Annotated in this window: 16 protein-coding genes; 11 read left to right on the top strand and 5 right to left on the bottom strand. The window is 60.4% G+C overall.

Annotated elements, in window-relative coordinates; genetic code table 11:
• Positions 1-476: 476 nt before the first annotated feature.
• The 6 genes from nifV (at position 477) to A3M7_RS0119620 (ending at position 5,890) form a co-directional block, all read left to right on the top strand.
• On the top strand, positions 477-1,664 hold the full coding sequence (gene nifV, locus A3M7_RS0119645) for a homocitrate synthase (RefSeq protein ID WP_371090204.1): 1,188 nt from the start codon (positions 477-479) through the stop codon (positions 1,662-1,664).
• A gap of 194 nt (positions 1,665-1,858) precedes the next feature.
• On the top strand, positions 1,859-2,206 hold the full coding sequence (gene nifW / locus A3M7_RS0119640; RefSeq protein ID WP_371090203.1) for a nitrogenase stabilizing/protective protein NifW: 348 nt from the start codon (positions 1,859-1,861) through the stop codon (positions 2,204-2,206).
• A gap of 500 nt (positions 2,207-2,706) precedes the next feature.
• The gene (locus A3M7_RS0119635; RefSeq protein WP_049823570.1) at positions 2,707-2,898 is read left to right on the top strand and encodes a hypothetical protein; all 192 of its coding nucleotides are present in this window, start codon (positions 2,707-2,709) and stop codon (positions 2,896-2,898) included.
• A 228-nt stretch (positions 2,899-3,126) separates the two neighbouring features.
• A complete protein-coding gene (locus tag A3M7_RS0119630; RefSeq protein ID WP_027545432.1) occupies positions 3,127-4,251 on the top strand; it encodes an electron transfer flavoprotein subunit alpha/FixB family protein in 1,125 nt (374 codons plus the stop codon).
• Positions 4,248-5,555 carry an FAD-dependent oxidoreductase gene (locus tag A3M7_RS0119625; RefSeq protein WP_027545431.1) on the top strand — a complete coding sequence of 436 codons (1,308 nt, stop codon included), beginning with the start codon at positions 4,248-4,250 and terminating at the stop codon, positions 5,553-5,555. The genes A3M7_RS0119630 and A3M7_RS0119625 overlap by 4 nt, the downstream gene beginning before the upstream one ends.
• Before the next feature lie 38 nt (positions 5,556-5,593).
• Positions 5,594-5,890: a ferredoxin family protein gene (locus A3M7_RS0119620; RefSeq protein ID WP_027545430.1), complete on the top strand. Its 297-nt coding sequence runs from the start codon at positions 5,594-5,596 to the stop codon at positions 5,888-5,890.
• A gap of 213 nt (positions 5,891-6,103) precedes the next feature.
• On the opposite strand, the gene A3M7_RS0119615 is transcribed toward A3M7_RS0119620, so the two are convergent.
• Both A3M7_RS0119615 and A3M7_RS0119610 read right to left on the bottom strand, forming a co-directional pair.
• Positions 6,104-6,646 (bottom strand): carboxymuconolactone decarboxylase family protein, encoded by a 543-nt coding sequence (locus A3M7_RS0119615; RefSeq protein ID WP_027545429.1) that lies wholly within the window; start codon positions 6,644-6,646, stop codon positions 6,104-6,106.
• A gap of 5 nt (positions 6,647-6,651) precedes the next feature.
• Positions 6,652-7,206, bottom strand: coding sequence for a peroxiredoxin (locus tag A3M7_RS0119610; protein WP_027545428.1), 555 nt, complete (start codon positions 7,204-7,206; stop codon positions 6,652-6,654).
• Between the two features lie 2,344 nt (positions 7,207-9,550).
• Between A3M7_RS0119610 and A3M7_RS0119600 the strand changes: the two genes are divergently transcribed.
• The gene (locus A3M7_RS0119600) at positions 9,551-9,757 is read left to right on the top strand and encodes a cold-shock protein (protein WP_027545426.1); all 207 of its coding nucleotides are present in this window, start codon (positions 9,551-9,553) and stop codon (positions 9,755-9,757) included.
• Positions 9,758-10,426: 669 nt separating this feature from the next.
• Here the strand turns inward: A3M7_RS0119600 and modC are convergent.
• From modC to A3M7_RS0119585, 3 genes are all read right to left on the bottom strand, one after another.
• Positions 10,427-11,593: a molybdenum ABC transporter ATP-binding protein gene (modC, locus tag A3M7_RS44640; protein WP_049823569.1), complete on the bottom strand. Its 1,167-nt coding sequence runs from the start codon at positions 11,591-11,593 to the stop codon at positions 10,427-10,429.
• A complete protein-coding gene (locus A3M7_RS0119590; protein WP_027545425.1) occupies positions 11,590-12,273 on the bottom strand; it encodes a molybdenum ABC transporter permease in 684 nt (227 codons plus the stop codon). Before A3M7_RS0119590 ends, modC begins: the two co-directional genes overlap by 4 nt.
• A gap of 65 nt (positions 12,274-12,338) precedes the next feature.
• Positions 12,339-13,151 (bottom strand): hypothetical protein, encoded by an 813-nt coding sequence (locus A3M7_RS0119585; protein ID WP_156936938.1) that lies wholly within the window; start codon positions 13,149-13,151, stop codon positions 12,339-12,341.
• A gap of 733 nt (positions 13,152-13,884) precedes the next feature.
• Between A3M7_RS0119585 and A3M7_RS0119580 the strand changes: the two genes are divergently transcribed.
• The 4 genes from A3M7_RS0119580 to A3M7_RS0119560 all read left to right on the top strand — a co-directional run bounded on the left by A3M7_RS0119580 (position 13,885) and on the right by A3M7_RS0119560 (position 18,723).
• On the top strand, positions 13,885-14,079 hold the full coding sequence (locus A3M7_RS0119580) for a hypothetical protein (RefSeq protein ID WP_156936937.1): 195 nt from the start codon (positions 13,885-13,887) through the stop codon (positions 14,077-14,079).
• Between the two features lie 261 nt (positions 14,080-14,340).
• Positions 14,341-15,530, top strand: a protein-coding gene (locus tag A3M7_RS0119570; protein WP_156936936.1) for an IS3 family transposase whose coding sequence is annotated in 2 segments (ribosomal slippage) — positions 14,341-14,590 and positions 14,590-15,530 — 1,191 coding nt in all. Because the reading frame shifts where the segments join, the coding sequence is not laid out codon by codon here.
• A 668-nt stretch (positions 15,531-16,198) separates the two neighbouring features.
• Positions 16,199-17,431, top strand: coding sequence for an acyl-CoA dehydrogenase family protein (locus A3M7_RS0119565; protein ID WP_027545420.1), 1,233 nt, complete (start codon positions 16,199-16,201; stop codon positions 17,429-17,431).
• A gap of 431 nt (positions 17,432-17,862) precedes the next feature.
• Positions 17,863-18,723 (top strand): MaoC family dehydratase, encoded by an 861-nt coding sequence (locus A3M7_RS0119560; protein ID WP_027545419.1) that lies wholly within the window; start codon positions 17,863-17,865, stop codon positions 18,721-18,723.
• Positions 18,724-19,166: the final 443 nt, after the last annotated feature.

The following is a 19,166-nucleotide window of genomic DNA, read 5'->3' as shown; positions in this document are numbered from 1 at the left end:
CGGCTGCGGCGATCTGTTCGGGCGAGGCTGCTCAACTCCGGCGTCCCGGCGCCGGCAGGCCTCCGTCCATAAGATTGTGGATCAGTCGTGCAAGCGGTCCTGCTGCGTTTGAATGAAGCCTGACGTCTCACAACCGTTTTCGACACCGATACCACCCAGCATCCGACACGTTGTTTACGGCGGCGGCGTCCTTGTCACTATGACCGAAGCCAATCTCCTGACGCGATGTGCCTGGTTTAGCGAACCGATGAACCCTGACGCGTCGGTCTGACAGTCGATCCGCGCCGTAACCCGAACTGATCCAGGACGCAGAATGGTGAGAGCTCAACCGGCACGTCTGTTTTGCGACACTGTCGTCCCAGCGACATCCGACGGCGGGCGAAAAATGATGGATCTTCAATAGTGTGGGACGCTGCGGGCGTGGCATGCGGTTTGCCAAAGCAGTCCTTGGCAAGCACAATCAGGAGGCTTCGTTGATTGACGCCAAAGCCATCGCTGCCAGGCCGGCATGGTCCGATTCGCTGTGGAACCAGCGGACCGTGCTCAATGACACCACGCTGCGCGATGGCGAGCAGGCGCCTGGTGTTGCGTTCACCACAGCTGAAAAGGTGGCCATCGCGCATGCGCTGGCGCGGGCCGGCATCACGGAGATCGAGGCGGGGACCCCCGCCATGGGCGATGATGAGATCGCGGCCATCCGTGCCATCGTCGAGGAGGGGCTGCCGCTCACCCCTATTGCGTGGTGCCGCATGCGTGAGCCCGATGTCGACGCGGCCATCGAGGCCAAGGTGTCGATGGTCAATGTTTCGATCCCGGCTTCAGACGTACAGATCGCGGCCAAGCTTGGCGGGAATCGCGACCAGGCCTTGCAGCAGGTGAAGCGGGTGGTGGGTTACGCCCGCGAGCGAGGGCTTGATGTCGCCGTTGGAGGCGAGGACTCGTCCCGCGCCAATGTCGATTTTCTCATAAGTCTCATCGCGACTGCGGAAGCCGCAGGCGCGCGGCGGTTTCGTGTCGCCGACACGCTCAGCGTCCTCGATCCCGACTCCGCCTATGCGCTGATCGCGCGCCTGCGCGCCACTAGCGATCTCGAGCTCGAATTTCACGGCCACGACGATCTTGGGCTCGCGACCGCCAACACGCTCGCTGCCATCAGGGGCGGCGCGAGCCACGCTTCGGTCACTGTCATCGGGCTCGGCGAACGGGCCGGCAATGCGCCACTCGAGGAAGTTGCGGTCGCACTCAAACAGCTCTACGGGCGTGACACCGGCATCATGCTGCCGGAGCTCACAGACGTCGCCGCGCTGGTCGCGGCCGCGGCTGCACGGGCGATTCCTCTCAACAAGGCAATCGTCGGGGAGCATGTGTTCACGCACGAATCCGGCATTCATGTCGATGGGCTGTTGAAGGACGAACGCACCTATCAAGCGCTCGACCCGCATTTGCTTGGTCGCTCCAACCGCATCGTGATCGGCAAGCATTCCGGGCTTTCGGCCATCACCACGCTGCTCGGGGAATTGCAACTCGCCGCCACCACCGAGCAGAGCAGACACATCCTGTCCCGAGTGCGCAAATACGCCATCGAGCACAAGCGGCTGGTCGCACGCGAGACGGTGGCGGCGATCTGGCGTGATGTTTGCGAATGCTCTTCTGATCGCACGTGAGTGAGCTCTCGGGTTTCACTGGGCCCGCCACCAAATCGATCGGAGCGCGGCCGAAGCGCTCGCAGATTGCGTTGAAGTCCGAGGACATGGACTGTGTGGCCATCTACAGAAGGGCCCACGCGAAACAGCCTTTTCCGCGAACCAAGCTGGCGCTACCGGATCTCGACCGAGACGCGCGGGCCAATCCAGGGACAATTTCGATGAGCAATATACCCCAGAGGGCTGGCATCCTCGACCGGCTCAACAAGGTCTCCTCGGCTGAAGAGATCTTTGCGCTGCTTGGCGTCGACTACGATCCCAAGATCGTCAATGTCGCGCGCCTGCATATCCTAAAGCGCATGGGACAACATCTCGCCAAAGAGCAATTCGCCGGTGCCACAGAAGCGGAGATCGCTGCGCGCTGCAAGGCGATGCTGGAGCAGGCCTATGCCGATTTCGTGGCGTCTTCGCCAATCGACCAGCGGGTCTTCAAAGTCCTGATGGATGCGGTCGCGGAACCCAAAAAGCCGGCCGCCTTCGTGCCGCTCAATACGTTGAAATAGCGTACTCTTAAATGCCGTCTACCGCAGAGCAAATAGCTGCGGCGCGCCTCGGCGCGCGCCTCTTCGTTCGGTCGAGTCTGTGGAGCGACGCGGGAGACGGCCCTGTCGCGTTTCCGACGTATGTCGCGGCCCTGTTGTCCCCGATGCCAAGAACCAAGTTAGCAACTGCGCCCAATTCATTCCTTTGGTGCATGACCTCGCGGTGTTCTCAGTTGGTATGACACTTGCTGCTCTGCACCTAAGTCCGCTCAACGACGAATCGAGCTTGTCCTGGAGAAGCGCATGCATAGCGTGCTCTGCATCAAACAGGTCCCCGACCCAGCGCAAATCCGCGCGCGGTTCCTGTCAAACACGATTGTGCAGCGGGGTGTGCCGACAAACCGTCGCGAAGCCGTAGCCGCGGAGGCGCCCCCCAGTTCAGTGACTAGCCCGCCGGCGAGATCACCGTGCACGCTATGGCACCGTATTCACCTGAGCCCTGACTGCGGAAGGTGCGCACCTTGGGTGCCGAAGCTGCGGTGCTGTTTACCGAATGCTCCTTTGTCGATGACGCGACGCTACCCACGACGTACGCGCGCACGACCGCGATCTCGAAGACCAGGGAGCTATCTGGTGGGACCGCTGTCGTCTTCATTGGCAAATCGGCCATTGACGGCGACATGGCCCAGGTCGGCCCCTGGATCGCTACGTAGCCCTGTTTATTGCAGCTCAATCACCTCGCCAGAACCGTCGGTCTCGATCTCTGCGTCCGCAGCTTCTGATGCGGAACGCCGAGGGTCCCGTCCTCCGCAAAGAAGGCCCTGGGTGTGAACCGCGAGCAACCGGCGAACGCGCTCATCAGGGCCACGTTCAACCGACAGTCGAAGCCAGAGCCCAATCGTGTCGCGCAGGCGCGTGGATCGGAAGGAGAATGCAAAACCATGAGCAACGTCATCAAGGCTCCCACATCAGCCGCAGCGGGCCGCGCAGCAACGAAGAAGCAGTTGCCGGACCGGTTCAAAGCCTACAAACATGTCTGGGTCTTCGTCGAGCAGGAGCGCGGGCAGGTCCATCCCGTCTCATGGGAGCTTATGGGGGCGGGCCGCAAGCTTGCCGACAGGCTCAAGGTCAAGCTTGCGGCTGTTGTCGTCGGCCCGGAGGGCGAGGCCACACGCAACGCCGCGCTCGAAGCCTTCTGTTACGGCGCCGATTTGACGTATCTCGTGGCCGACAATGTGCTCTCGGATTATCGTAACGAGTCCTACACCAAGGCGCTGTCCGATCTCGTTGAGATCTACAAGCCCGAGATCCTGCTGTTAGGGGCAACAACGCTCGGCCGCGATCTCGCGGGCTCCGTCGCCACGACTGTCCTGACAGGGCTCACCGCCGACTGCACCGACCTCGACGTTGACCTGGATGGATCGCTTGCAGCCACCCGTCCGACCTTTGGCGGCTCCCTTCTCTGCACGATCTACACGCTGAATTACAGGCCGCAGATGGCAACCGTCCGCCCGCGCGTGATGCCGATGCCGGAGCGTGTCGCGCGCGATCCCGGCCGCATCATCGTCCATCCGCTCGGCCTGGTGGAAGACGATATCGTGACCAAGGTGCTGTCGTTCATCCCCGACCGTGATTCGGCCAAATCCAATCTCGCCTATGCCGACGTCGTGGTCGCCGGCGGGCTTGGGCTCGGTTCTCAAGAAAACTTTCAGCTTGTGCGCCAGCTCGCCGGCGTGCTCGGTGCCGAATATGGCTGTTCCCGTCCGCTCGTGCAAAAGGGATGGGTCACCTACGACCGACAGATCGGCCAGACGGGTAAGACGATCCGGCCAAAGCTCTATATCGCCGCAGGCGTTTCCGGCGCAATCCAGCACCGGGTCGGTGTCGAGGGCGCCGATCTGATCGTCGCCATCAATACCGATAAGAATGCGCCGATCTTCGATTTCGCCCACATCGCCATCGTCAGCGACGCCATGCATCTGTTGCCGGCGCTGACGGACGCGTTTCGTGCGCGGCTCTCGCCACATTCGCGCGACCGGATCGCGAGCAAAAGGAGGCTATCATGATCGAGGAAAGGTTCGATGCAATCGTTGTCGGCGCCGGCATGGCGGGCAACGCCGCGGCGCTGACCATGGCCAGGAAAGGCATGAGAGTGCTGCAGCTCGAGCGCGGCGAATATGCCGGATCAAAGAACGTTCAGGGCGCAATACTCTATGCCGACATGCTGGAAAAGCTGATCCCGGAGTTCCGGGAGGACGCGCCGCTTGAACGACATCTGGTCGAACAACGGTTCTGGATCATGGATGATCGCTCCCATGTCGGGCTGCATTACCGTTCCGAGGACTTCAATGAGGAACGGGCCAACCGCTACACGATTATCCGGGCCCAGTTCGATCGATGGTTCTCCTCAAAAGTGCGCGAGGCAGGCGCGACCGTGCTGTGCGAGACCACCGTGACCGATCTTGCGCAGGATGCCTATGGCAGAGTCATCGGTGTTCGTACAGACCGCCAGGACGGCGAGATCCACGCAGATGTCGTGGTGCTGGCCGAGGGCGTGAACGGCCTGCTCGGCACGCGTGCGCGCCTGCGCGAGCGCCCCAAGCCGAACAAGGTGGCTCTCGCGGTGAAGGAAATGCACTTTTTGCCGCGCGAGACCATCGAAGCGCGTTTCAATCTGAGCGGCGACGAAGGCGTTGTCATCGAAGCGGCGGGCACGATTTCCGGCGGCATGACGGGAATGGGCTTCATCTACGCCAATAAGGAGTGCATTTCGCTCGGTATCGGGTGTCTGGTTGCAGACTTCCAGCGCACCGGTCGGACACCCTACGAGCTGCTCGACCACTTCAAGCGCCACCCGTCGGTCGCGCCCCTGATCGAGGGGGCAGAGGTCAAGGAATATTCCGCGCACCTCATCCCCGAGGGCGGCTACAAAGCCATCCCGCAGCTCTATGGAGACGGCTGGGTCGTGGTCGGTGACGCGGCGCAGCTCAACAACGCCATTCATCGCGAGGGCTCCAATCTTGCGATGACGTCCGGACGGATCGCGGCCGAAGCAATCTTCCAGGTGAAATCGCGCCGGCTTGGAATGACCGCGGAAAATCTCGCGCTCTACAAGAGGATGCTGGATCGCTCCTTCGTCTTGAAGGACATGAAGAAGTATAAGGATATGCCGAGGCTAATGCATACCAACTCGCAAAACTTCTTCCTGACCTACCCCCAGCTCATCTCCAAGGCGATGCAGACCTACCTTCGGGTTGACGGTACGCCAAAGTCTGAGAAACAGAAGTCGACGCTGAAATCCTTCGTTAATGCGCGGTCCTGGATAGGGTTGTTCGGCGATGCATTCCGCTTCGCCCGCGCTTGGCGCTAATTGTTCGAAACGCGAACCCGAAACCAATGAGACTAACTATGAAGGTCGAGAGATCAGTGCGTGTCGAAGACAAGTTGTTTTGCAACCGCTATCTTGTGGACGCCGGACGGCCCCACATCAAGGTGCGCGCACACACCAAGCCCTCGCCGCAGCTCCTTGCGCTATTGAAAGCCTGCCCCGCGCGCTGCTATGACCTCAATGACAAGGGCCAGGTCGAGGTCACCGTCGACGGCTGCATGGAGTGCGGCACCTGCCGCGTCATCGGCGAGCCCACCGGCGACATCGAATGGAGCTATCCGCGTGGCGGATATGGTGTGTTATTCAAGTTCGGGTGAGGGACTACGATTGCCTCAGCGTTATCAGTAAGGCGGAGAAGATCTGACGGCGGAGTCATTTCGCCGTACTTTGCGTGCGCGCCAGAGGCCGAAAGCCGACCAACGCTTGAATATTTGGGCGGAACGGCGCTCTCGGCGAACTCAGCTCAGGATATGGACTTCCACCCGAGCCTACCCAGGGAGGGGCGAGGCGAAGGGTGCGGGGAGGGTGGATTACTCCGCCGCTTGTGGCGTGCCACGCCCTGCCGCCTCGATCGCAATCGCAACTGACTGCACGATCGCGGCAAAGCGCACGGCCGTTTGAATTGCATCCGAGCGGATGCCGGATTGCCGCAGCGTCTTCTCGTGGGCGTCCATGCAGGCGCCGCACCCATTGATTGCGCTCACTGCCAGTGCCCACAGCTCAAAATCGGCTCTGTCCACACGGGGATTGCCAAGCCAATTCATCCGCAGCCGAGCCGGCATTGTCTTGTATTCCGGGTTGGAGACGAGATGTACAAATCGGTAGTAGACGTTGTTCATCGCCATGTCGGATGCTGCGGATTTCGCCGCCTCGACCGCGGCTGGCGTTATCACCATGCATGCTGCGGATTCCATTGCGGCAGTTGCGATCGGATTGCGGGTCGCAATCGCGCTCGCCAGCAACAGCCCGTATTTGCTCTGTGGTGACAATGCTTCATCTGCCATCGACGCCAGGTTGAGCCTGACGTCCTTGGCGAAATCCGGAATCTGGTCTTTCAACTGGTCGATCGTCACATCCCTCAAGCGACTTTCAGTGTCTCGCCGCCGATCTCGCGGTTGCAGGGGCAGAGCTCGTCAGTTTGCAGGGCGTCCAGGACGCGCAACGTGTCCTTCGGGCTGCGGCCGACATTGGGATTGGTGGCATAGACATGCTGGATGGTATTCTCAGGATCGACAATGAAGGTCGTGCGATGGGCAACGCCATCGGCCGAGCGGCCGCCAAGACCGTCGACGAGCGCGCCGTCCGTGTCGGCAAACTGCCAAATCGGCAGATGGTGCAGGTCCTTGTGCTCGCGCCGCCAGGCAAGCTTGCAGAACTCATTGTCAGTCGAGCCGCCCAGCACGACCGCATCGCGGTCGGCGAAATCCTTGGACAGGCGGCCGAATTCGGCGATCTCGGTCGGGCAGACAAAGGTGAAGTCCTTAGGGTAAAAGAAGATGATTTTCCATTTCCCCGGAAAGCTCCTTTCGGTCAGCGTCTCGAAGGCGCTTTCTCCCCTCTCTTCGTGCAGGTGAAAGCCGGGCTTTACCCCGGTGATTTGGAACGACGGCAACTTACTTCCAATTCCAAGCATTTTATCCCCACTGTGTACTTCGGGCTAAACCCAGTGATCTCGCGCCATCAGCGAAGCAAGCGATGTGCCATGAGACCCCGCGGGTTCATTGTCGCTGATCCAACATTCGCTTCGTCCTTATTGACGAGTTCAAGCCACGCTGCGACATCAAAGACTGTGGCTCCTGAATCCAAACTGTCCTGGACCAGGAGATCCGGAGAACGAAGATCCATCGCAAGCTCCGTCGACAGCACGCGACCAACAGGACAGGCGCCCGGCCCCCGATCCGTGAGCAGGCCCGCGACGATGTCCACGGCGAGAAACAGAATGAGGCTGGAAGCAAGGTCCTGAGCTTGTCCACAGCAAGCACTACGGCTCGAGTTGCAGCCCAGGGCAGGGAGTTGTGACCGCAAATAATCCTCGGCGCGATGGAGGTCTCTCGACGCTGGGCACCTGGGGTTTGGGCTGCAATCCTACGCTCAAGTTCCGCAGTCGAATGAAGCGGTGCCATCCTCGTCTACTCGGCCTGTAAATGACAACCAGGCGAATTCTCGATGGGCCTTTCGTCCTGAGTCTCTGAGCGGAAACCTGAGCATACCAGAGGGGATGATTCCGTTCCTGTGGGAACATGAAGCGCGGCCAACTAAGCTCAGGCCAATAGGCATACCTTTTGCTATTGACGATGAGCGATACACGTCGAGTCCATTCGGATGACGGCGCCTTGTATCTTATTCATCATTCTCGCTGGGCAATGCACTTGGCCTGGATTCGAACGAGCCTGCCCATGCCCCAGCCCAAACCCGATGCCGCGCAGTGAGCGCGATCAGCATAGGAATCAAGAGACCAGATGATCAAGGCCAGGAAGGAAAGAGTCCGCGAACTCATTCGGTCACTCGAAACGGTCCAGGTGCGAAGTCGGGCTCCCTGCGAAGACGAGAGTACGCTCGATGGCAGGTCGTCCTCCTTCGCGGAGACCCAGTCTAGTAAGAACGATGCAGCGCATTCCCCCCGCGAAGCTGGCGGCGACATCCAGAGCGCCATCGATCACATGAGCGTCGCTGTCGGTGATGACAGCCATGTCGGAACTTAAGGCAGCACCAAAGTGACCCCAATCGTTGCCGTCCTGTCAGGCTCGCGCGCATGCGTTTCTCATGAAACGCTGGTGAGCAGCCGAGGCTAGAATGGCACGCTCCGGCGCCTCGCGCGGCTGGCGATTGACGCTTCGGGCAACAGGCGCTCGATCTGCCGCTAGGTTGTTTGCCCAAACTGCGGCCCAGAGAACGGCAGTGAACGACGCATTGACCCAGCCATTGACGGCGGATCCTGTCGAGATGCGGCAAGTTCTTGAGGGGGGAAGCGGTCGACGACAGCCCGGTTGATGTGGGTAGATCACCCTTTATGGCCCGCGACAGTCCGCCAGTTCCACCGCGAACGCCGGCAGCGCACGCGCAGTACTAGGCCGATCGAGGCTGAGATCACATTGGCTATCGTTCGGCTATCAACGATGTGGCCGACCCGCTACTCACCATGTTCGGAGTCGCAACAAGACTCAAGGGAGTAGAACCTGCCGCTGCGCGGCGGCTGACAACGCTCGATGGATACCGGCGCTCGCGCCAGCGATTGTGGAGCCCTGTTGGGGAAGCGAGGTTAGACGCGGGAACCGCTATGACGCCAACGACTATGGCGTTGCTGATCTCGACGCCGTGCTCACTGGCGTACCTTTAAGCGGAATGACCTGGTGACACTAGCCGCCAGAATCCCGCGGTTCGGCAGTTAACTGTTTTCTTGAGAGCGGTCCAGATCTTGCGAACCCATGAATTGCCGCGCTCGTCATTGTGTCTTCCAGAACCTCGGGGCGACGTCGACGACCTGAAGCGATCATACACAAGAGTTGTGGGACCCTCGCATTTCCGGTTCAACGATGAAGCCCCGGATTGAGGTGCATGCGTGACCGGCCTGATATCTTCGCGACTCTTTATCAGTAGGTGCAGCAGCGAGCCGATGAGATCTACCGGCGCCGTACCCGCAATGCGTATTAGGCAGGCGACAGCGCCCAGACGTGGCTCAGTGCGCGATAATCGCCGTGGCGGTGCTCCGGGGTGTCAGCAACTACAATGCTGGCCACAATCCGGGTGGGCTTTTATTGCAGAACGGCCTCGCCCGCACAGAACACGGTTGGCCCGCCCGTCCTCCGGCCTGGCTGTTAGGGACGCGACCAGTGGAAATCACAAGTCTGGCTCAAAGCTTGCACTAGGCGAGACGAAGCGGAGACATGGTAGGGCGCTCGGCGCTCAGCCCCCGGTCACGGCGGCGGCCGTCTGCGCTCATGAAAGCTCGAGTCTGAGCACTGTTGGAGATTGTGAAAGTGGCGATAGGCTTTGTGAAGTGGTTCAATCCTGAAAAGGGGTACGGATTCATCAGGGCTGATGACGGCAGCGGTGACGTCTTCGTTCACATATCGGCGGTTCAAAAGGCCGGGCACACGACTTTAGCCGAGGGCGCGCGCGTGAGCTACGAGCTTCTACCCGGTCGCTCCGGCAAGATGTCGGCTGAAAACCTTCGTGTTGACTGAAGCCGGACCTCTGCCGTTGCTAGACCCGCGGATCGAGAGGAGAGCCCCGGTGTGAGACCGTCAGTTCAGTTGACGTGTACGTCAGTCAGGCCCCTTCGATCATCTGAAAGCTGCTCGATGACCCATCTTCCATGAAACTTTCGGAGCCTCAACCCGTCCAGCCATTCGCGTTGATCGATGGGCCAACGCGACTAGAAGCCGCCTTCGATGGTATGCCACGTACGCCGGAGTCGAGCGCAGCGGGAAAGTGATCGTGATGCGACGCGCTTCGGGGAGCCCTTGAAGCAGCATCCAGCTTGCATCGCGTTGGTCGAATGTGCAACTTGACGGAGCAGCGTTGAGTGCTGATCCGTAAGCAGGTTAGCTTGACCGCTCCAGGTAAGGCGACCGGAGACGCCCGCCGACGGTCGCAGGTAAAACTTCGGGATTATAGATGAGACTCGATCGGCTTTGCTCTTGAGGAGGGGACATGCCCATCGCATTGCGCCTCCTCTGGGAGAGTTGGGCCGATCAGGGGGAGATCGACACCGATCGATCGCGCGAGAGTCTGAGCTAAGTCCGTGAGTAGGCAATCGAGGCCATGTTCCAGACGCTCGAGGATTGCGTCGACGGGAATCGGGGGGCCACGTGAGGTCGCGATCAAGATCTTGATTCCCTTATTGGCTGATTTCAAGCAGCGACGCTTGCTTGTTCGGAATCTCCTGCTGACGTGGAGGCCTCTGGGGCTTGCGATGGCGCGTCAGAGGTCGAGACCAGCGAGACATGCTTGAGCTGGGCGAATACGTCCATTCCGTCCTTGAGCCCCAGCGTATCAAACGAGTAACGCGTGATACGCGCCAAAATGTCCGCGCCTAACCCGCCGGTGCCGAGCGCAAGCACCAGAGTGATCTCGGACTCGCCGAGCGGAAAACAAGCCTTAATCCGCGTCGGAAATACATTGAGGACGGTGCTTGAGCGTGCCACTTCGCGCGTGATGCTGACGTCGCTGGCTGCGATGCGCAGCCGCTGGTGCACGCCAGGTGCAAGCGGTGGCGCCGGGACCAATAGCCGCGCCCCTTTGAGGCGGAGGATAAGCAGCCCATAGCGCCCGTCATAGCCGCCGACCACGGCATCAAGGCAGACGGCGGCTTCGTGGCTCGCTGCAAGGGGCAGAGCTGGATCGCTCTGCAAGATATGTAACGGCCCGGTCGCGGTGATCGTGCCACGCTCCATCATCACGAGGTGATCGGCGAGGTATTCGATTTCAGCCATGTCATGGCTGATGTAGATCATTGGCACGGCGAGCTTTTCATTCAGGCACTTTAGACATGGAAAAATCTCACGCTTGGCGCGGCGGTCCAGGGTGGCAAGCGGCTCGTCCATCAAAAGCACTCTGGGCTGCGACAATAGCGCGCGGCCGATGGCGACCCGCTGCCGCTCGCCGGCGGAGAGATGCGCTGGCGAGCGGTCGAGCAACGACGTTATGGCGAGCAATTCGGCCACCTCATCAAGCGCAATCGGCCTCGGATTGGGTTTGGGCGCGGCGTAAAGCAAGTTGCGCCTGACCGACAAATGCGGAAAGAGACACGGCTCCTTAAGGACATAGCCGATCGGACGAAGATGCGGCGCGCGGAACGTCGTCTCGTCCTGCCACACTTCGCCATCGATGGCGCAAAAGCCGGCCGACAAACGCTCGAGTCCCGCAATGCAGCGCGCCAACGTGGTCTTGCCGCAACCTGGCGCCCCGAAAATCCCTGCCACGCCTTTGGCCGGTATGCTGAACTGCGTATTCAGCGGGAAGCGAGCGCGCTTCTCGCTGAACGCGACTTCGATCCGGCCCAGTGTGGCTGTCCTCACGTGCTCCTCCGTCCGAGGTATTTATCGATTAAGGTCAAGATCAGGATGACGGCAAAGGCGAACATAAACATGCCGCCGGCAACCCAGCTTGCCTCGTGCCAGCGCGATGCTCTGATATATTCGAAGAGAAAGGCGGACAGTACTTTGGTACGGCCAGGAATGCTGCCGCCAATCATCAGCACGACCCCGAATGCGGCGACCGTATGCGCAAAGCCAAGCACGGCGGCGGTAAGAAAGGCCGGTCGTGCCAAAGGTAGTGCGACCGTAAGGAAGGCATATGACGGAGAGGCGCGCAGAGTGGCCGCAACTTCCAGCGGTCGGTCGCCCATGGTAGTGAAGGCGTTGCAGATTGGCTGCACGACAACAGGCAGCGCGCTCAATACCGATCCGATAACGAGCCCAGCGAAGGTGAACGCAAGCGTGCGCTCGCCCCAGAGAGAGGCGAGCAGGCCGCCCGGGCCGGTCGGGCCGAGCAAGGCCAGCAGATAGAAGCCGAGCACCGGTTGCGGCAGCATTGATGGCAGTATGATGATCGTCGCCACAGCCTCGCTCCACATGCTCTTCGAACGCGCTAGCCACCACGCGAGCGGCGTACCAAGTATCAAGAGGATCACGGTCGTGATACTCGCGAGCTCGATTGTCAGTCTGACCGACACCCAGATCTCTGAAAGGGCTTCCATGCGTGTCAACTTTACGATTGCCGCACGGGACCGCGGCGCGCGATGCCTGCGTGGGTTTCCGATCCTTAGAGAAGATCGATGAGGCCGGGTCTCCCCTTTAAGCCAGTCGCCAAAAGCATGGCGTGCGGCCGGAGAGGATCAGAAGACTCCTGCGGCCTCAACCAGCAAGCGCCGGTTCCGCCATCCGTAAGCTCCGAAAGCGCGACGAATGTCGGCTCGACATTGGCAGTCGCGGCAAATTGATTGGATTGCGTGTTCGTCTTCTCGACCCGCGCTTGTTGCATCGCTTCACGAACGCCGAGCGCTTTGATCTCTCTCGTTGGAGTTGGCTCAGGACACGGTGCGGCCGGGTCGCAGGTACATGGTTTTGTCAAACAGGGGTTCTTCAGCGTCTTCGCACCACCCACAAAATCTGCACTCGAGCTCCACGGTACAAAGCAGCTGGGCACTTCTGTGAGGCGGCCGTCGGAATCCGCAAGATCGTTCTCAATCAATTTGCAAAGACAGAAGCGATTAGTTGAGAGAAATTCCTGAAATGAGACGGTTTGTGTGATCTGCCCAAAAGACTCTTCGCTCGCGCCACAGCACACGATCGTCTCGTGCCGGCTCTTCGTTAGTGCCATTCCAATCTCTTTGGTCTGCATCGGCGCATCCGTGGCGAGCGCCATGGTGATGTTCTCAGCTTCCGGATTTCCAACCACCAGAAGCATCGGAATTGAACTGATGAAGCAAAGCCGGGCAAGCGTCATTGCAGACTCCTGAGATGGGGCCGCTGCGACCACGCCGGCAGCGGCGGTTTCTTTGCTCCATTCCAGCAAGCGGCGTGCCGCCCGCGGAATGTGGTTCTGTTTTCCGCTTAAGATGTGAATCAAGTGCAAGCTAGACCCCGTGAACCGATGAGTTGCCTTGTCAGGTTTCCGACATCGGCGGCTTCAACGAAACGCGGACGGCGGACAAGATGGAGCTGAAGAAGATAACGGCCTCCTCCTCATTGTGTGAACGTCTGTTTGAAGATGACGTGCCCATGATGACCTCAGAACCGAAGCGTTTGGCCTCCGGCGTGCGGGCGCTTGCTGGAAATTGCGGGTAGCCATGCCCTTCCACTGAATCAGCGATGAAGGGAAAGCTGCCGGTATGGGGTGGATCGCCTCGGAGGAACCCGGGATGCGCTAAATGAGGGCCGATAGGGCTTGGCCAAACCGATCATCGCCAAACATGAGGCTGGCGATGATGCAGAGGATTGGGTGACGGCGCTTTCGGCGGTCGAGGTGGCCGTCGCGGCGGTTCCGGAGCGAGCCGAATTTCCGCGTGGTCCGCGCGGATCTGGTGCTCCACAAAATGCGCGGCACGCGGTCCGGCTTGCCGTTCGTGCACGAATTTCGGGACGCGATCGACCAAAAATCCGCGGGTTCGGGCGGCCGCGGCCATGCGCCGACTCTTCGATCCGGCAAGGGACAACGTTCTTGTCGAGACCTTTGCGATGGCAAGGAGTTGTCAAGACACATCCTGGCCTTGGATCCTTCGCAAAAGGCCGACTCCCCAAGTTCGTGTCCTATGGGTCGGTCGCTCAGCACTACTACGAGAGCGGCAAAAACGGTTCGCGAGATCAAGTTGGTTGAGCTGAAGATGACGTCCCTGGACAGTGCGGAGCTTATCGCGGACGAAACAGAACAGCATGTTCCGGTCCTCATTGCTCCAGCCACGGCCAACTACAAGAGCGAAGTGGCTTTTCACAGCGCTCTCTATGCGGTGCAAAACGAGTCACAGAAAAGCTTAAAGCGCAGTTGGAGCAGGAGGAAAACATGAAGAGGAGCGATACTCGAAATCTGTCTACCGTCCTTCGTCCGTCGCCTCTGCCGAACCTCACACGTGGAGCCCACACAGTACAGTGGTGGATTGTTTGCGGCAACTTGCAGGTCCGGACCTTGCCGAGCGCCTCGATCCTGATGTCGCCCTTCTGGCCTATCCAGACGTTCGAGTTCTGCCCGAGAGGAAGTAGTCGTTGACCTTGCCCCGCGGGTTTAATCCAGTTTGAAGTTCGTTCTGGCCCACGACAAGGACTAGAGCATGAAGCGCAGCCGCTTTTCGGAGGAGCAGATCATCGGGATCTTGAAGGAGCATGAGGCCGGCGTGTCGGTCGCCGATCTGTGCCGCAAGCATGGCGTCAGCGACGCCAGCATCTACAAATGGAAGGCCAAGTTCGGCGGGCTGGAGGTCTCGGAGGCCAAGCGGCTGAAGACGCTGGAGGATGAGAACACGCGGCTGAAACGGTTGCTGGCCGACGCCATGCTGGACAACGCAGCCTTGAAGGACCTCGTGGGAAAGAAATGGTGACGCCCGCGGCCAAGCGGAAAGCTGTCGCCCATCTCCGAGACGCCTTCGGGATGAGCGAACGGCGGGCGTGTAAAGCCATCGGCTGCTGTCGCATGACCATGAGATACCAGACGACCCGGGCGGACGATGCCGGTCTTCGCCAACGCATGAGGGCGATCGCCCACGAGCGCCGCCGCTTTGGCTATCGGCGCCTCCACGTTCTGCTCAAGCGGGAGGGCTATGTGATCAACCACAAGAAGCTGTTCCGGCTCTACCGGGAAGAGAAGCTTGCGGTGCGTCGCCGTGGCGGCCGCAAGCGGGCGATCGGGACCCGGGCGCCGATGACGGTGCCGATGGCGCCGAACGACCGCTGGTCGCTCGACTTCGTATCGGATCAGCTCACCGATGGTCGCCGCTTCCGTATCCTCACCGTGGTCGACGACTGCACCCGCGAGTGCCTGGCGCTGGTGGCCGACACCTCGCTCTCGGGCACCCGGGTGGCGCGGGAGCTGGACCGGCTGATGATTGAGCGCGGCAAGCCGAAGATGGTTGTCAGCGACAACGGCAGCGAGCTCACCGGCAACGCCATCCTGACATGGGCTGATCAGAGCCGCGTGGCATGGCACTACATCGCGCCGGGCAAGCCCATGCAGAATGCCTTCATTGAAAGCTTCAACGGCCGGCTGCGCGATGAACTGTTGAACGAGACGCTGTTCATGTCGTTGGCCCAGGCCCGTGTCGCGCTCGGATGCTGGCGGGTCGATTACAACGAGGCACGACCACACTCGCAGCTCGGATGGAAGACGCCGTCCGAGTTCGCCTTCACCTGCCACCCGCGCCGGGAGCTGGCGCTGCGCTATGCCGAGGGCTCCGCGCCAGCTCCCGCCGCTGCCACCGCCCAACCGGGCAAATCCAACAGCCGGGGCGAACTCAGGACTGGATAAAACTTGGGGGCAAGGTCATCGTTGTTAGATGGCCTGTGTTGTCTATTGTCGTATTCAGCCAAGTCCAGTTGAGACTTTACGTGTTCAACTCGACAGGGACGGCTGCATGCGGCGCCTGTCTGAAGTGCGAAACACGTGGAAAACCACCTTTTGCTGATCCATGTGCGCTCGAACGGCACATGGCGGAGTGCAGCCTGTCGGGGTTCGCGACAAGCGCGCAAATTTTGATTCCGATCAAGGGGGGCAGAATGGCGAAATCTGAACCGCTTTTTCGTATTTTCTGCCGCGCAATTGCATAGGCACTCGCGGTTAATCTGCCGGCTTGAGGCGAAGAATTATCTAAGATCAGCGCGTGCTTGCGGCCGAAATCGTCATTCACGGGGTGACAAGTAATCACGATGTCGCACAGCATAGTCCGCCAAACCAGACACCAGCCCAATGCCATCGGCTGCAACGAGAAGGGCGGCCGAGACATTCTTACTGCATGAATCAACTCCCCAAGTTGGGAGTTGCATGTCAAGTCTTTGTATGAAATTTCACTTGAAGACGAATTTATCAATGCGCGGCTTGCCCGCGCTAAACCCTGGTCCGCCATACCGTCTCGAAGTGTGAGATAGTGTTGGATCGCGACCGGGCGGGAGCACAGTGCCCGCAGGTAAGGAGCATGCATGGATTTCACGGTATCGGCGAAACAGAAGGAATGGCTCAAGCGCGTGCAGTCCTTCATGGCCACGCATGTGCGTCCGGCAGTGCCAATCTATAAGCAACAGGACGAAAGCGGCGAGCGCTGGAAGCTTATCCCGATCATCGAGGACCTCAAGAAGAAGGCGAAGGCCGAAGGCCTCTGGAACATGTTCATGCCGCCGAACGAGCATGAGGACGACGAATTCCGTGGCGCGGGATTGACCAATCTCGAATACGCGCTGCTGTCGGAGCAGATGGGCCACATCTCCTGGGCCTCGGAAGTGTTCAACTGCTCCGCACCCGACACCGGCAACATGGAAGTGTTCATGCGCTACGGCTCCAAGGAGCAGAAGCGCAAATGGCTGCGTCCGCTGATGGATGGCGAGATCCGCTCCGCCTTCCTGATGACGGAGCCGGCGGTGGCCTCGTCGGATGCCACCAACATCGAGACCAGCATCAAGCGCGACGGCGACCACTACGTCATCAACGGCCGCAAATGGTGGTCGTCCGGCGTCGGCGATCCCCGCTGCAAGATCGCGATCCTGATGGGCAAGACCGATTTCAACGCGGCCAAGCATCAGCAGCAGTCGCAGATCCTGGTTCCGCTCGATACCCCCGGCATCAAGGTCGAGAAGATGCTGCCGGTGTTCGGCTTCGACGACGCGCCGCATGGCCATGCCCAGGTGCTGCTCGAGAACGTGCGCGTGCCGAAGGAGAACATCCTGCTCGGTGAGGGCCGCGGTTTCGAGATCGCGCAGGGCCGCCTCGGTCCCGGCCGTATTCACCACTGCATGCGCACCATCGGCAAGGCCGAGGAAGCGCTGGAGAAGATGGTGAAGCGGCTGATGTCGCGCACCGCCTTCGGCAAGAAGATCGTCGAGCATTCTGTGTGGGAGCAGCGCATCGGCGAGGCCCGCACCAAGATCGAGATGACGCGTCTTCTGTGCCTCAAGGCGGCCGACATGATGGACAAGGTCGGCAACAAGACCGCGCAGGCCGAGATCGCCATGATCAAGGTCGCAGCTCCGAACATGGCGCTGAAGATCATCGACGAGGCGATCCAGGCCTTCGGGGGGGGCGGCGTTTCCGACGAAGGGCTCGCGCGCGACTACGCGTCGGCGCGCACCATGCGTTTTGCAGATGGTCCTGATGAAGTGCACTACCGCGCTATAGCAAGGCGTGAACTTCGCAAGTATGCCAACGGTTCGGTGAAATAGGTTCCTATGGGACCCCGAGAAACAGTCGGGGCACCATGTTGGCTGACAACATCTACAAGGACAAGGAGTGCTCAGCCAGAGGGTCTCACTCATTGCCACGCGGCCGAACGCGGTGTTCTCTCGCTCTCGGTCTAAGCCAACCACGGCGGCCAGCGCAAGTCCGACAAATGTTGTTTGTCGCTCGGGCGCGTGACGCTTCAACGGCTGTGACGTGTAACAGCTTGTCTGATTACACGCCCGCGATGCATAGGGGGGAAGTCGCAAACCTGACACGCGTCCTCAGGCGAATAACGCGCGTTCGATCATCAGTTCGCGGCTTGCTGGCACGCGACTTGCCGGCGAGTATGACTGCAGCAAGGCCGCCCGCTAGCACGAGAGCGGAGGCGCAACAAGGACCACTGTCAATGGGACTCGGAGAGGAGATGTGAGGGATGCCGATCAACTACAAACAGCTCATGGCCATGAAGAGCCTCGATCAGAGATACAGTTACGGGGACCGCGAGGCGATGCTCTACGCTTATGCTATCGGCATGGGGGCCGATCCGCTAGATGAGAAGGAGCTTGCCTTTGTGAACGAGGCGACAGCGACAGCGCGACCGCTGATGGTGGTGCCGACCTTCGCCTCGGTAGCTGCTTGGGGCGCGCGGCCCGGCGAAATGAATCTCACCCGCATGACGGTGGTCGATGGCGAGCGCGACATCACCTTTCACAGACCACTTGCAATCGCGGCGGACATCACCGCGGATTCCTCGGTGCTTGCGGTGTTCGACAAGGGCAAAGACAGGGGTGCTGTGATCCAGCACCAGACCGTGCTGAAGAGCGCCGGTGGCGAATTGCTAGCGACGGTTGTCGCCTCAGTCTTCGCGCGAGGCGATGGTGGTTTTGGTGGGCCGTCGGAAGGCCAGCCCGAGCCGCATCAGGTTCCGACCCGCGCGCCTGACTTAACACTTGATATCTCGACCCGCCCCGATCAAGCGCTCATCTACCGCTTGTGCGGCGACCGCAACCCGCTGCACTCGGACCCGGACTTCGCCAAACGCGCCGGCTTTCCCAGACCGATTCTGCACGGCATGTGCACCTATGGGATTACCTGCCGCGGCGTTTTACAAACTTACGCCGATTATGATCCTACTGCGTTCAAGCGGCACGCGGCGCGGTTTTCCTCGCCGGTGTTTCCTGGCGAGACTGTGACGCTAGAGTTGTGGAGGGATGGTGACGTGATCTCGTTCGAGGCCAAGGTGAAGGCGCGCGGCGTCACGGTAGTCAAGAACGGCATAACGTTGCTCGGTTAGGCGGCGGACGTGGTTGGGACCGCGATCCCATCTCTGCGCCTAGCGACTCATCCCGAAGCAAATCGCGAGGGCTGAGCCCAGCTCGCACCGCGGATGAGCTGAGCTGTGCGCAAAGCTGCTGGGCGCGAGAGCGCGTCTGTGGTGGCCAACGATCTCAGGAGGCCGTAGGTCCGCCGCGGTGGCGCAGCTGACGGCGAACATGGTCGAGGCGATCAACCCAAGCGTGGCCATGCTGTTGCCAATGGCGGACATACCAACGTCGAAGAACGTCTATGTTCCAACCATGCGATCAGACATTTCGGCGCGGCGATATATCAACGAGTTGGGCTCCTCGTAATCAGAGCTATGATCTCACTCCCATCACTCCTTAGGACTGCGGCGTTTTCATATGCCTTATCCTGAGATCTGCGCGCGCGAGCCGAGCTTTGGACGGAGCTGCTTCC

The organism is Bradyrhizobium sp. WSM2254, assembly GCF_000472645.1.
GTDB classification, from domain to species: domain Bacteria; phylum Pseudomonadota; class Alphaproteobacteria; order Rhizobiales; family Xanthobacteraceae; genus Bradyrhizobium; species Bradyrhizobium niftali.
The sequence above is the reverse complement of the archived record's forward strand: the minus strand, read 5'-3'. Positions and strand labels throughout refer to the sequence as shown.